The sequence below is a fragment of the Streptosporangium sp. NPDC049644 genome (genome assembly GCF_040675205.1).
Taxonomy (GTDB): Bacteria; Actinomycetota; Actinomycetes; order Streptosporangiales; family Streptosporangiaceae; genus Streptosporangium; species Streptosporangium fukuiense.
This window is the reverse complement of record NZ_JBFAOJ010000032.1, coordinates 1-13,304: the sequence shown is the minus strand read 5'-3', so window position 1 is coordinate 13,304 and position 13,304 is coordinate 1. Positions and strand designations below refer to the sequence as shown.

The following is a 13,304-nucleotide window of genomic DNA, read 5'->3' as shown; positions in this document are numbered from 1 at the left end:
GTCCCGGCAGGCCGCGGATCCGCCTCGATTCCCCCGGCCGCCGGCCGGCCGATGTTTCCCACCTCGGGCGCGCATCCGTCACTTACCAACAGAACAGGGAGAACGCCAAGAAGCGCCACCGACCAACAGTCGCCTTCATCCTGCGGGCGCCCTCACAGCAGGGCTGCGGAAGGCATTAAAGGCTGGTTTTTTCATAAATTCAGCAGAAGCCAGCAAATCGGGTCAGCGCGACTGCTCCGGCCCTTGGTCCAGCAGTTCGGCGAACAGTTTCTCCCAGAGCGGCATGACCACTTCGGGGGTGTAGTCGTGCGCGGCGACGGCCGCGGCCGCTCCCATCCGCCGCCGCAGCTCCCGGTCCTCGATGAGCCGGATCATCGCCGCCGCCAGCGCGTCGACGTCGCGGGAGGGGACGAGCAGCCCGTCGACCTCGGGGGTGAGCACGTCGGCCGGGCCGGTCGGGCAGTCGAAGGCCACGACGGGCAGCCCGTGGGTCATCGCCTCGATCATCACCATCGGCAACCCCTCGAACCGCGAGCTGAGGACGTAGAAGGAGGCCCTGGCCAGTTCCTCGTCGAGGCGGTCGGTCCGTCCCATCAGGGTGACGTTGTCACCCAGCCGGTACTCCTTCAGGAGCGCGCGCAGCTGCCCCTTCTTCTTGCCGGTGCCGTAGATGCGCAGCCGCCAGTCCGGGTGACGGTCCACAACCTGCCGGAACGCGGGGATCAGCAGGTCGAAGCCCTTCTGCGCGACCAGTCGGCCGGCTGCGACCACGAGCCTGTCGTCTTTCCTGGAGGGTGTCCGGCGCACGGAGCCGACCGCGTTGGGGATGCGCTCGACGCGCGTGGTGGGCAGGAGCGCCTGGTACTCCCTCCTGTCGGTCTCGGTGAGCACGACCACCGCGTCCAGCCTGCCGTAGTGGCGGCCGATCTCCGAGCGGACCGCCTCGGAGTGGGTGGCCAGGTTCATGTGCTCCTGCCCGACCTTGACGATGCCGGCAGGAGCACGGCGGGCCGAGATGAGGTTCAGGGCGGGGCGGGTGGTCACCAGGACGCCGTCGGTGAGCGCGGAGACGTAGTCGATGACGGCCCGCTCCACGCGTTCGGTGAAGTAGGAGGCCGCGAACTCGCCGGCGGGCACGATCCTGCCCCGGATCCACCGCCACACCCGCCGCCCCGTGGAATCGACGGGCCTGCCCTCACGCTGGTCCGACAACGTCAGAAGACGGATGCGCGGGTCGATCTCGAACTGGGGTCTCTCCCTCCGCCGTACCACGCTGACGATCTCGACCTCGTGGCCGGCCGCGGCCATCGCGTTCGCCTGGTTGATCACCGTGCGGATCGTCCCGCCCATGCCGTACGCGTGCAGCAGCAGGTAGCGGATCCTCGTGGTCTCCGGCGCCGTCATGTGGAATCCGTGACAGACGGCAGATATCCCCAGCTCTCGCACATCGGCCGGAGCGAGTCGGGTATCTCCTCCGGCCCCGGCAGGTCGCGCCCGGGCTGCACACGCCCGGACCGGATCTTGTCCTTCCAGTCGCCGAGCCCCTTCTCCAGCACGGCCTGCTCGCCGTAGGCCAGCATCTCCGGCTCCCAGGGAACGTCCAGGAAGTCGCAGACGCGGCGTGCCTCGGCCTCGGGGTCGGCGGTCAGGTCCTCGTAGCGCACGGTGCACCCGCTGAGTGCCCCCCGCGCCCGCTGCACCGCCTTCATGTAACGCAGGGCGTCGAGTGCCGCCTCCTCCGGCGTCCGCCTGCCCGCCCCCGCCTCGTACCACGACCTGGCGATGGACGCCGGGTGGCGCAGCAGGAAGACGAACCTGGCATCCGGCCAGCACGCGGCGACGCGCCGGTAGGCGAAGGCGTTGGCCGGCGTCTTGTCCACGAAGAACGTCTTGCCGCTCCTGACCAGCTCGCGGTGGAGCACCCGATCCCACAGCAGGTGTTCCAGGTCGGCCCGGTCGTGGCCGAGGGCCTTCATCGCCCGCTCCGCCAGCGAGGTGCCGAACTCCACCCTCAGCCTCCGCACGTGCGGCTCGTGCGGGGCGTGCAGCATGGAGTGGGCGTTGAGCATCGCCCTCAGCAGCGTGGAGCCGGACCTCACCGGCGAGAGGACGAAGACCGGCGCCACCAGCAGCCGGTCGATCTTCGGGTCGGCGGGCGGGCCGAACGGCTCCTCCGCGACAGGGGCCCTCACGTCCGCCGACGAACCGTTTTTCCCTACCCGGTTAATCTGGAATCCGGTGAGCCTGACAAGGGCGTCGTTGGCCTTACGCTGCCACTTCATGCCCAGGCAGGCTACCCATCTTTCCTGGCATTTCACTGTGTGTTCAGTTTGGAAACCGGTCCGTTCCCGCCGGGCACCGGCGAGCCGCGGGCGGCGCGCCAGGGTTTTCACCGCGCGGGACAGGCCGCGAATCGCCGTACAGTGTGAGCCATGGGGATGGTCAAGACCGTGGGACTGGTGCTGCACCCGCAGCGCGATTCGAAGGTGGCCATCGACACGATCGTGGAGTGGGCCCGCGCCCGCAGCGTCACGGTGCTCGGGCTGCCCGAGGAGGTCGGGCGCATCGACTGCAGCGCGGTGGCCGTCGACGGCGCCACCCTGGTCGACCGCGCCGACCTGCTCGTCAGCCTCGGCGGCGACGGCACGATGCTGCGCACCATGCGGCTCATCTCGGGGCGGCGGACTCCGATCCTCGGCGTCAACCTCGGCAAGCTGGGGTTCCTCGCCGAGATCGACGTCGACGAGCTGCCCTTCGCGCTGTCGGCCATCGACGACCACGCCTACACGGTCGAACCCCGGATGGCGGTGCGGGCCACCCTGCCCGACGGCACCTCGGTGACCGCGTTCAACGACATCGCCCTGGTGCGGATACCGGGCCACGGACTGTCCGCGATGTCGATCGCCGTGGAGGGGCACCCCTTCGTGCGTTACGCGGCCGACGCGGTGATCGTCGCGACCCCCACCGGGTCGACCGCCTACAGCTTCTCCGCGGGCGGCCCCATCGTCTCACCGACGGTCGAGGGCTTCCTCGTGGTCCCGGCCGCGGCGCACTCGTCGTTCAACCGGGCCCTCGTGCTGTCGGCGGACGAGCGGGTCGTGCTCGGTCTGCTGCCGGCGAGCGGCCGGCTGGCCCTGGAGGTGGACGGCGCGGTGGGCGGGCACCTGTCGCCGGGGGACGAGCTCACCGTCACCGCGGTGCGCGCCGCCGCGTGGGTGGTCCGGCTCGGCACCACGAGCTTCTACGAGCGCGCCCGCCGCAAGCTCCGCGTCAACGGCAGCGCCGAGGTCGACTAGGCCCCCGCCCGCGCGATGACCGGTGACGACGCCGCGGCCAGAGAAGCGTCCCGCCGCGCAGGCGAGCAAGGCCCACGTCGTCGAGATGCGATGGATCCGCTTGGGTGCCTCGCCGATCCCGGCCGGGCGCGGACAGACCTCGACCGCGTCGCCGTACGCCTCGGAGCGATCCTGGCCGAGGGGGATCACGTCGGCGGTGCCCGCGCTCGTCATTTCCAGCCCTCTGCTCCGCCGCGGTAGGCGCGTACACCTCGACCTCGGCCACCGAGGAAGGCGGTCCAGGTCAGCACGGCCGCGATCACGATCTTGCCGCAGTGAATCCGGTATTCACCGCGGCGGTCGTTCGGCGAGGCAGGAGAAGGATCCGCCCCCGGCGTAGGGCCGCGGTCGGACCGAGGAGCGATGGGCCGCTTCGGCTGCCGGGCGATACCGGGACAGTGATCCTTATGATCCCTTAACATGTAGAAGTCTAAAGTACTAGGAAGCTAGATAAATGGAGCAGCCAGTGATCGAGTTCCATCTGGACGGCAGGTCGGGTGTTTCGCCGTACCTGCAGCTGGTCCAGCAAGTACGGCATGCGCTACGGCTGGGCCTGCTGCGCGAAGGCGACCAGCTGCCGACCGTCAAGGAGGCCGTGGCGCAACTGGCGATCAACGCCAACACCGTGCTCAAGGCCTACCGGGAACTCGAGCACGAGGGCCTGGTCGCCGCCCGGCCAGGGGTGGGGACGTTCGTGACGGCGACGCTCGCCGACACCTCGCTGGCCGCGCACGGCCCGCTGCGCCTGGAACTGCAGCGCTGGCTGGCCAAGGCCCGCCGGGCCGGCCTCGACGAGGAAAGCATCGAGGCCCTCTTCATGACCACCTTTCGGACCACCGCTCAGGAGGACATAGCGTGAACGCCGTCCTACAGGCCCAGGGACTGGGCAGGAAATACGGCAGGCGCTGGGCGCTGCGCGAGTGCACCATCGACATCCCGGCGGGCCACGTCATCGGGCTGGTGGGCCCCAACGGAGCCGGCAAGACCACGCTGCTGAAGCTGGCCAGCGGCCAGCTCGAACCGACGGCGGGCGGCATCACCGTGCTCGGCGGCCGGCCCGCCGGCGGCCCCGCGCAACTGGCCAAGGTCGGGTTCGTCGCCCAGGACACCCCCGTCTACGCGGGACTGACCGTCGCCGATCACCTGCGGTTAGGAGCACGGCTCAACCCCCGCTGGGACGCCACCGGGGCGCGGGAACGCGTTGCGCGACTCGGTCTCGTCCCCACCCAGCGAGCCGGCAGGCTGTCGGGCGGCCAGCGCGCTCAGCTCGCCCTCACCCTGGGTCTGGCCAAGCGGCCCGAGCTGCTGATCCTGGACGAGCCCGTGGCCTCGCTCGACCCGCTGGCCCGCCGCGAGTTCCTGCAGGGGCTGATGGAGGCCACCGTCGAGCATGAGTTCAGCGTGGTGCTCTCCTCCCACCTGGTCTCCGACCTGGAACGGGTCTGCGACTTCCTGATCGTGCTCGTCGACTCGCGCGTGCAGGTGGCCGGGGAGGTCGACAGGCTGCTGGCCACGCATCACCGGCTCACCGGCCCGCGCCGCGATCCCGGTCGGCTGCCCGCCGACCAGCACGTGATCTCCGCGCGTCACACCGAGCGGCAGAGCACGTTCGTGGTCCGTACCGACGCCCCGATCCACGATCCCGCCTGGACGGTCAGCCGGCTCGGCCTGGAAGACCTCGTCCTGGCCTACATGGACAAGCGCACCACGGACCGGCGAGTCGCCCTGGAGGTGCGGCGATGATCTGGCTGACCTGGCGCCAGTTCCGCGGCTCGGCCGCGACGACGGCCGCCCTGCTTGTCATCCTCGCCACCGCCCTGGCCCTGACCGGCCCCGGCTTGGTCTCCGACTACTCCGCCGGGATCGCGGCCTGCACCCAGGACAACACCTGCGACCGCTTCTACGACCACTTCTTCGGCGGGCACGAGACCTCGTTCACGGCCCTGACCCTCGTCGTGCTGCTTCTGCCCGCCCTCGCCGGGCTCTTCTGGGGAGCACCGTTGATCACCCGTGAGCTGGAGGCGGGCACGCACCTGATGGTGTGGAACCAGAGCATCACCCGCAGCCGCTGGCTGGCGGTCAAGCTCGGGCTCACGGGCTTGACCGCGGTGGCCGTCGCCGGCCTGTGCGGCCTCATGGTGACCTGGTGGTCCGACCCTCTGGACAGATCAGCCGCTGAGAACCTGGCCCTGATGGCTCCCCTGGTGTTCGGCGCGCGCGGCATCGCCCCGATGGGGTACGCGGCCTTCACCTTCGTCCTCGGCGTGACCGTGGGCATGCTGGTGCGCCGCACGCTGCCCGCCATGGCCCTCACCCTGGCCGTCTTCGCCGCGATCCAGCTCGCCATGCCGCTGCTGGTCCGGCCCCACCTGATGCCCCCGATCACCTCGACCTTCGAGCTCGGCAAGACGAACGTGAACGGCATCGGCGTGAACCGGGACCGAGGCGGATATGTGGAGATTCAACTGAGGTCGGCCGTTCCCGGCCACGCGGGCGCCTGGGTCCTGTCCGCCGGCCTGGTCGATCCGTCCGGACGTACGCTCGGCACCGGCGGCGAAGGCGCCGTCCCGATCTCCACCACGTCGGGCCCCTGCGCACCGTCGGCGGGCGGCGGGGACGGCTGCATAGTCGAGATCAACCGGCTCGGCTACCGGCAGCAGGCGACCTACCAGCCCCTTGAGCGCTTCTGGCCCTTCCAGTGGACCGAGACCGGAATCTACGCCCTGCTCACCCTCGGCCTCACCTGGTTCTGCTTCTGGTGGATCCGCAGGCGCCTGTCATGACCGTCATCAGGACCGCGGCCGCCGGGCTCGCCCTCCTCCTGGCAGCGGCCTGCACGGCGCCGGCGCCGCCGCGCAGCGAGGCGAGCAGGGCAGCCGGTACGGTCTGCGCGGCACCCCGGGGAGCTCCAGGGGCGGAGACGGCCACCACGATCGACGTCATCGAGCAGGCGTACTTCTGCATCCTCGGCAACTACTACAGCGGCGCCACGCTGGACGCCCGCTCGTTGCTGACCGCCGGATTCGTCGCCCTGACGCAGGAGCTCAACCGCAACGGGCGCGACCTGCCCGAGGCGGGCATGCCGGCGCTGACGGGTGACCGGAAAGCCGACTGGACCGCTTTCGAAGCCGTCTACCGCAAGATCACCGATCGGGTTCCCGACCTGCGCGACAAGCTGGCCGTCGGCACCCTTGAGGCCATCGTGGCCGCCCTCGGCGACAACCACGCCCGCTGGGCACACGACGTCGAACGGCCGCCGGACCACTACGACGGTGACGGCTACGGCCTGGGTTTCCAGGCGAACGTCAACGGCCCGCAGGTGGGCGGCGACCCCGGCGTCGCCCTCCCTCCGCTGTTCGTCACCACCGTGCAGGGTGGCGCGGCGCGGGCCGCCGGACTGCGCCCGGGCGACGTCATCGAATCGATCAACGGATCGGCGCCCTTCGTCGACGGCGAGGCCACCCCCGCGATCGCCGTCCTCTACCCCGAGTACCCCGACGCGCGTCCGGTGCGGCTGCGGCTGCTACGACAGAGCACCGGCCGCCGCTGGAGCACGACGCTCAAGCCCGGCCTCTACCAGCGGGATCCTGCCGCCCTGCAAACGGTGCAGTCGAAGCTGCTGGACGACAGCATCGCCTATGTACGGTTGCGCGGGTTCGCTCCCGACTCCGCGGACAGGGTCTTCAAGGCGATCTCCAGGCTGCGCACCGGCCGGACGCTCACCGGCGTGGTGCTGGACCTGCGCGGCAACGGCGGCGGCAGCCCCACGGAGGCGACCCGGCTGGTGAGCGCGTTCACCCATGGAAAGGCCACCGCCTACCTGTGCACCGTGGACGCCAGATGCGAGACCTTGTGGACCGACGACACCGTCGAGCTGCTCGATCTGCCGCTGACGGTGCTCACCGACCGCAGCTGCGCCTCGGCGTGCGAGCACTTCAGCTCCGCGGTCAAGGACCTGCGCCTCGGCCGGCTGGTCGGCACCAGGACGGCCGGGGTCATCTCCGGGCCGGCGCAGAGGTACCTGCTCGGCGACAACACCACGCTGGGCTTCCCCGCCAGGCACCACCTGGGGCCCCATCGCGAGGTGATCGACCGGGTCGGCGTACCGCCCGACCACCACGTGCCCCTGACCCCGAAGGACGCGGCCGCCGGGCGCGACCCCGCCCTGGCCAAGGCCGTTGCCCTGCTGCACAAGTGAATGGACCTCTCGATGAGACAGACCCTGGCAGTCGCCGCGGGACTGGTCGTCCTGGCCGCGTCCGCCTGCTCCGCGCCCACGCCGCCCCGCTCCGCCGCCCCGTCGCCCACGCCCACCGGCCCCGCCACCCTGCCCGCCCCCACCGGCGCCCACCCGGTCGGCACCACCGCCCTGTATCTGAAGGACACCTCCCGCCCCGATCCCTGGAACCTCGACGCCGATGCGCGCGAGCTCAAGGTCACCCTGTGGTATCCGACCAAGCAGCGAAACGGGCAGCGGGCTCCGTACATGACGCCGAAGGAATCGGAGCTCGCCCTGAGGCACCTGGGGATCGGGGGCGTGCCGAACGACACGCTCAGCGGGACGCGCACGAACGCCGTCAAAGGCGCCGAACCCGCGGGGCGGAGGCTTCCGCTGGTGGTGCTCTCCCCCGGCTTCACCAATCCGATGAGCACGCTCACCTCCCTGGCCGAGGAACTGGCCAGCCGAGGGTACGTCGTGGCCGGTATCGACCACACCTACGAGAGCTACGCCACCACTCTGCCCGGCGGGCGGGTCGCCGAATGCCTCGCCTGTGACAGCGACACGGACGCGGGCTTCGGCACGGGGGTGGTCGCGGGCCGGGCGGCCGACGTCTCGTTCGTGCTCGACGAGCTGCCGTCGAAGTGGGAGGGTTCCGATGTGATCGACCGGTCCAGGATCGCGATGGTGGGCCAGTCGATCGGCGGGGCCGGCGCCATGGCTGCCATGGTGAAGGATCCCCGGGTGCGCGCCGGAGTCGACATGGACGGCACCACCTACGCCCGGATCCCCAGGAGCGGGTTCACCCGGCCGTTCATGTTCCTGGGCTCGGCGCAGCACCTCCCCGGCGGCCGCGACACCTCATGGGACCGCGACTGGAAGCTGCTGACCGGGTGGAAGCGCTGGCTCGTGCTGACGGGCTCGGAACACCGGTCCTTCACCGACGCCCCGCTGATGGCCGGCTCCCTCGGCATCACGCCCACCGCCGGCGTTCTGCCCGCGGCGCGCGCCGCGGAGCTCACCCGCACGTACGTGGCCGCTTTCCTCGACCAGCACCTGAGGTCGCGGCGACAGCCCCTCCTGGACAAGCCGTCATCGCGCTACCCGGAGGTCAGGTTCTGCCCCGCGACATGCGGACGATCCTGAGGTCCTGCGCACCCTGAAGCCCACCGGCCGACACCCCGGAGCGGTTCTACGCGCCCACGGGCCAGGCCGTCCTCTGTGGGCGAGGATCCCGGTCGGCCCGGCCCGGTGTCCGCGAGAACGGCGTGCCGGACTTCAAGGGCCCCGGCACAAGCGGCTACACGACCGGCGGGAACCGCGCTGGCTCCTGATTCCGTTCCAGGTGTCTCCGAGTCCCGATCCGGACGCCGTCATCTCCTCCGCCCGGCACGCAGCCGCCGGTCACGGAACGTGATGACGAACGGCACGGCAACAGCGGAAGTCATGAAAGTTCCACAGGCGGGTTGACAGCAGGAAAGCGCTTACCTAGCTTGTGGATTGTTCGCTCACATGTCCGTGGATCGCATGTGTGAACGGCGAGTGCTCGCTGGGGGGACTCCGAAACGCAGGCCGCACCGGTCTGCCGGACCAGCAAGGAGCTCAACCGTGCTGTACAGATTCAACGGAAAGACGGCCGGTGCGGTCATCGCCGCCGCGGCCCTCGCCCTGTCGGGAACGGTGGCGGGCGTCTCCGCCGCCGCGGCCGCCGCTCCCGCCGCGGGAAACTACACTCTGGTGAACAACGGCAGTGGCCTCTGCCTGACCGTTCCAGGCGGTGGCTCGTCCGACGGCGTCCAGCTCACCCAGAGCGGCTGCGGCGGCGCCGGGCAGGCCTGGGCCGTGTCCGGGGGCAGCACCCAGCTCAAGGCCACGCACAGCGGCAAGTGCGCGGGCGTCAAGGACGCCAGCACCTCCGCGGGCAAGGCCGTCCAGCAGGAGAGCTGCTCGGGCGCGTCCTCCCAGACCTGGAACCTGACCGAGTCGGGGTCGAACTACCGGGTGGTGAACGCCAACGGCGGCAAGTGCCTCAACACCGCCGACAACTCCACCTCCTCCGGCGCCCTCGTACAGCAGAACTCCTGCGACTCGGTGGCGACCAAGCAGTGGCGGCTCGTCCCCGCAGGCGGCTCGAACCCGACGCCGACCGTCACCCCCACCACGACGCCTCCCCCGAGCGGCCAGACCGGCCTGGTCGGCTGGGCGACCCAGGGCGGCGGCACCACCGGCGGCGGCAACACCCCGGCGACCACGGTCAGCAGCGCCTCCGCGCTGGCCGGCGCGCTCTCGGCGAGCGGCGCGGCGGTCATCCGGGTGTCGGGCACGATCTCCTGCTCCGGGATGCTCAAGGTCACCTCCAACAAGACGGTCCTCGGCAACTCCGGCGCCGTCATCTCCGGCTGCGGTCTCAACATCTCCGAGGCGTCCAACGTCATCGTCCGCAACCTGACCTTCCGCAACTGGAACGACGACGGCATCCAGGTCCAGTACTCCACCCGGGTCTGGATCGACCACAACTCCTTCAGCAACGGCTACGACGGAGCCGTGGACGTCAAGCGCGCCAGCGACTACGTCACGATCTCCTGGAACCGGGTCTCCAGCCACGACAAGACCATGCTGCTCGGCCACGACGACGGCAACGCCAGTGAGGACACCGGCAAGCTGCGCGTCACCTACCACCACAACTGGTTCGACGGCACCAACCAGCGCCACCCGCGGGTCCGCTTCGGCAACCCGGTGCACGTCTACAACAACTACTACGGCAACGTCGGCAGCGGCGGCGGCTACGGCGTGGCGTCCACGAAGAACGCCGGCGTCCTGGTCGAGGGCAACTACTTCGAGAACACCCCCGACCCCTACCACCGCGGCGAGGGCTCCTCTCCCGCCGCCAACCTGGTCGCCCGCAACAACCACTTCGTCAACTCCGGTGCCGGGGACGCGGGCGGCAGCGTCGCCTCCATCCCCTACTCCTACTCGCTCGACACCGCCTCCAGCGTCAAGTCGATCGTGACCGGCGGCGCCGGCGCCGGCCGGATCGCGGTCTGATCCAGCCCGTGCCAGGTCTGCCACCTGACCCGGACCTGGCACGGAGCCGAATCGGTACCGGGCCGGCCCGTTCGGCCCGCACCCCCACCCAGCCGAGCCGATCGCACCGGTCCGGGACGGCGATCCCTGAGCGTGACCGGGCCCCGCCGGGGCCCGGTCACAAGGCTTCACTGCCACCGCGGCCGGGGGCGTTCCTTCCGGCGGGCCCCGGCACCGAGGGCCGGAACGTCCTCAGGCGCGCACGCTCGACTCGCGGACCACGAACTCGGGCTCGAAGACCACGTGGCGGTGGCGGTGGCTGTCGCGCTCGTCGATCTCCTCCAGCAGAAGCTGTGCGGCGACCTTCCCCAGTTCCTCGCGGGGCTGGCGGACCGAGGACAGCGGGACGGCGGCCGCGGCGGCGTAGTCGATGTCGTCGTACCCGACGAGCGCGATGTCGTCGGGAACGCGCAGGCCCCGCGCGGACAGTTCCTGCAGCAGGCCGAGGGCCAGCAGGTCGTTGGCGCAGAAGACCGCGGTCGGGCGCCGCGACGGGTCCGTCTCCAGCAACTGCTCCCCCGCGTGCCTGCCGGAGGCGAAGCTCAGCGACGGTGTCTCGATGAGCGTCAGGGAGGCCCCCACCTCGGCCTCGGTCACGGCGGCGGCAGCCCCGCGACGCCTGTCGGTCACCTGGCTTATCGTCATCGGCCCTCCGGCGAAGGCGATGCGACGGTGGCCCTGCGCGAGAAGGTGCTCGGCCGCCAGGCGCCCGCCGAGCACGTCGTCGACGGCCACCGAGCAGCGGTTCCTCTTGGTGGTCCGGCAGTCGAGCAGCACGACGGGGGTGCCTCTGTCGATGATCTGTTCCAGGTGGGGGTTGCGGGCCTCGACCGGGGTGATGAGGATCCCCTGGACGCGCTGCTCCTCCAGATGGTCGAGGTAGCGGCGCTCCCTCGGGCCGTCCTGGTCGCTGTTGCACAGCGTGACGATCATGCCGCTGGCGTCGGCCGCGCCCTCGACGCCCTTGGCGACATCGGTGAAGAAGGGGTTGGTCACGTCGAGCACGACGAGGCCCATCGTGCGGGTGCGCCCGGAGCGCAGAGCCCGCGCCGACTCGTTGCGGACGAATCCGAGCTCCGACATCGCGCTGAGGACCCGCTCGCGGGTGGCCGGAGACACCGCCTCCGGCCGGTTGAGCACGTTGCTGACCGTGCCCACCGAGACGCTGGCCAGCTGCGCGACCTCCTTGATGCTCGCTATCGCCATGGCCCCTCGCAGCGTGAAACAGATGCGCGTCTCCGGATCGAACAGGCGTCGCCGCAGCCTGTCCGAGCGCAGCGTACTACAGCGCGGGACGGACCGATTGAAACGTAATAATCGCCCAGAGGCAACATTAAGGATCGAAACACCTTCGTGACCTGGAAACTTGCTGGTAACTCTTGACGCATCTTCTGTTACAAACCTAGCCTCCACTGCCAGACGGTTGAAACGTTTCATAAAGATCCCGCCGTCTTGAGGAGGTAGTTGTGAAGGGTTCATGGCAGCGGGCGGGCCGCGCCACCGCCGCGGCGGTCCTGGTCCTCACCGGCGCGCTCGCGTGCGGGAGCGGGACGCCGACGACGGCTGAGGCCCCGGCGGCGGGCACGTCGGCGAGCACCGGCGGCGGGCAGGTGACCGCCGAGCCGCCCAAGGCCCCTGAGGGCGTGGTCGAGTTCGAGCAGGCGGAGCCCGGCAGCGGCGAGGGGCTGACCATCGGCTTCACCCAGCTCTCGCTCGCCTCCGGCTTCCCGCAGGACGTCCAGAAGGGGGTGGAGGCGCAGGCCAAGCTCGCCGGAGCGGAACTGATCACCTGCGACTCCAAACTCGACGCGGCCAAGGCGCTCGACTGCGCCAAGCTGTTCAAGACCCGCGGCGCGAAGGGCCTGATCACCTTCCAGGCCGACACCAACGCCTCCCCCCGCATCTGCGCGGCCGGCCCCCAGGTTCCGGTCCTGTCCGTGGACATCGAGCAGAAACCCTGCCAGACCGCCTTCATGGGCGCCGCGAACGCCTACGCCGGCCAACTCGCCGGCTACGAGGTGGGCAAGTACTTCAAGGAGAAGTTCAACTGCGAGTACGACGCCTTCATCTCCCTTGAGGCACTGCAGGTCGGCGCGGTCAACGAGCAGCGCATGGGCGGCGTCCGCGAGGGCTTCGCGAGCGTCTGCGGCGAGGTGCGCAACCTGCGCAAGCTCGACACCGGCGGTGCGGGAGGCGACATCGCCCAGAAGCTGATGACCGACACCCTCACCGCGCTCCCCGGGCAGAAGCGGATCATCGTCGTCGGGATCAACGAGGACGGCATCCTGGGGGCTCTGGCCGCCGCGCGCGCACAGAACCGCACGGACGACCTCTACCTCGGCGTGCAGAACCTGAACCCGGCCAACTGCGTGATCTACCAGCACCCCAACTGGATCGGCAGTGTCGCCTACTTCCCCGAGCGCTACGGCGAGATCCTCGTCCCCTATCTGATCAAGGCCATCAAGGGCGAGAAGGTGCCCGAGCAGTTGCTCGTGCCGCACGCCGTGGTGACCAAGGACAACGTCAAGCAGTACTACCCGCAGTACGCCTGCTGATTCGGAGAGCACACGTGACGGAACATCCCTTCCTCGGCGTGCGCGGCATCCGGAAGTCGTTCGGCGACGTCGAGGTCCTGCACGGGGTGGCCTCGGTTTCGGTGGTGGCCA

Annotated in this window: 11 protein-coding genes; 8 read left to right on the top strand and 3 right to left on the bottom strand. The window is 70.2% G+C overall.

Annotated features, from left to right (window positions below; genetic code table 11):
- Window positions 1–222: 222 nt before the first annotated feature.
- Both AB0J58_RS19695 and AB0J58_RS19690 read right to left on the bottom strand, forming a co-directional pair.
- Entirely contained in the window at window positions 223–1,404 is a 1,182-nt protein-coding gene (locus AB0J58_RS19695; RefSeq protein WP_364217483.1) for a glycosyltransferase family 4 protein, read from the bottom strand.
- The gene (locus tag AB0J58_RS19690) at window positions 1,401–2,282 is read right to left on the bottom strand and encodes a sulfotransferase (RefSeq protein WP_364217481.1); all 882 of its coding nucleotides are present in this window, start codon (window positions 2,280–2,282) and stop codon (window positions 1,401–1,403) included. Before AB0J58_RS19690 ends, AB0J58_RS19695 begins: the two co-directional genes overlap by 4 nt.
- A gap of 150 nt (window positions 2,283–2,432) precedes the next feature.
- Here AB0J58_RS19690 and AB0J58_RS19685 point away from each other — a divergent pair, with 150 nt between their 5' ends.
- The 7 genes from AB0J58_RS19685 to AB0J58_RS19655 all read left to right on the top strand — a co-directional run bounded on the left by AB0J58_RS19685 (window position 2,433) and on the right by AB0J58_RS19655 (window position 10,599).
- The gene (locus tag AB0J58_RS19685; protein ID WP_364217479.1) at window positions 2,433–3,296 is read left to right on the top strand and encodes an NAD(+)/NADH kinase; all 864 of its coding nucleotides are present in this window, start codon (window positions 2,433–2,435) and stop codon (window positions 3,294–3,296) included.
- Between the two features lie 493 nt (window positions 3,297–3,789).
- On the top strand, window positions 3,790–4,194 hold the full coding sequence (locus AB0J58_RS19680) for a GntR family transcriptional regulator (RefSeq protein WP_364217477.1): 405 nt from the start codon (window positions 3,790–3,792) through the stop codon (window positions 4,192–4,194).
- The gene (locus AB0J58_RS19675; protein WP_364217475.1) at window positions 4,191–5,078 is read left to right on the top strand and encodes an ABC transporter ATP-binding protein; all 888 of its coding nucleotides are present in this window, start codon (window positions 4,191–4,193) and stop codon (window positions 5,076–5,078) included. The genes AB0J58_RS19680 and AB0J58_RS19675 overlap by 4 nt, the downstream gene beginning before the upstream one ends.
- Window positions 5,075–6,118: an ABC transporter permease gene (locus tag AB0J58_RS19670; RefSeq protein WP_364217473.1), complete on the top strand. Its 1,044-nt coding sequence runs from the start codon at window positions 5,075–5,077 to the stop codon at window positions 6,116–6,118. Before AB0J58_RS19675 ends, AB0J58_RS19670 begins: the two co-directional genes overlap by 4 nt.
- Window positions 6,115–7,533, top strand: a complete 1,419-nt coding sequence (locus tag AB0J58_RS19665) for a S41 family peptidase (protein ID WP_364217471.1) — start codon at window positions 6,115–6,117, stop codon at window positions 7,531–7,533. Before AB0J58_RS19670 ends, AB0J58_RS19665 begins: the two co-directional genes overlap by 4 nt.
- A gap of 12 nt (window positions 7,534–7,545) precedes the next feature.
- Window positions 7,546–8,700, top strand: a complete 1,155-nt coding sequence (locus AB0J58_RS19660; protein ID WP_364217469.1) for an alpha/beta hydrolase — start codon at window positions 7,546–7,548, stop codon at window positions 8,698–8,700.
- Between the two features lie 462 nt (window positions 8,701–9,162).
- Window positions 9,163–10,599: an RICIN domain-containing protein gene (locus AB0J58_RS19655; RefSeq protein WP_364217467.1), complete on the top strand. Its 1,437-nt coding sequence runs from the start codon at window positions 9,163–9,165 to the stop codon at window positions 10,597–10,599.
- 231 nt (window positions 10,600–10,830) lie between these two features.
- Here the strand turns inward: AB0J58_RS19655 and AB0J58_RS19650 are convergent, their stop codons facing one another.
- Window positions 10,831–11,844 carry a LacI family DNA-binding transcriptional regulator gene (locus AB0J58_RS19650; RefSeq protein ID WP_364217465.1) on the bottom strand — a complete coding sequence of 338 codons (1,014 nt, stop codon included), beginning with the start codon at window positions 11,842–11,844 and terminating at the stop codon, window positions 10,831–10,833.
- Window positions 11,845–12,104: 260 nt separating this feature from the next.
- Here AB0J58_RS19650 and AB0J58_RS19645 point away from each other — a divergent pair, with 260 nt between their 5' ends.
- A complete protein-coding gene (locus tag AB0J58_RS19645; protein ID WP_364217463.1) occupies window positions 12,105–13,193 on the top strand; it encodes a substrate-binding domain-containing protein in 1,089 nt (362 codons plus the stop codon).
- The last annotated feature ends 111 nt before the right edge of the window (window positions 13,194–13,304 follow it).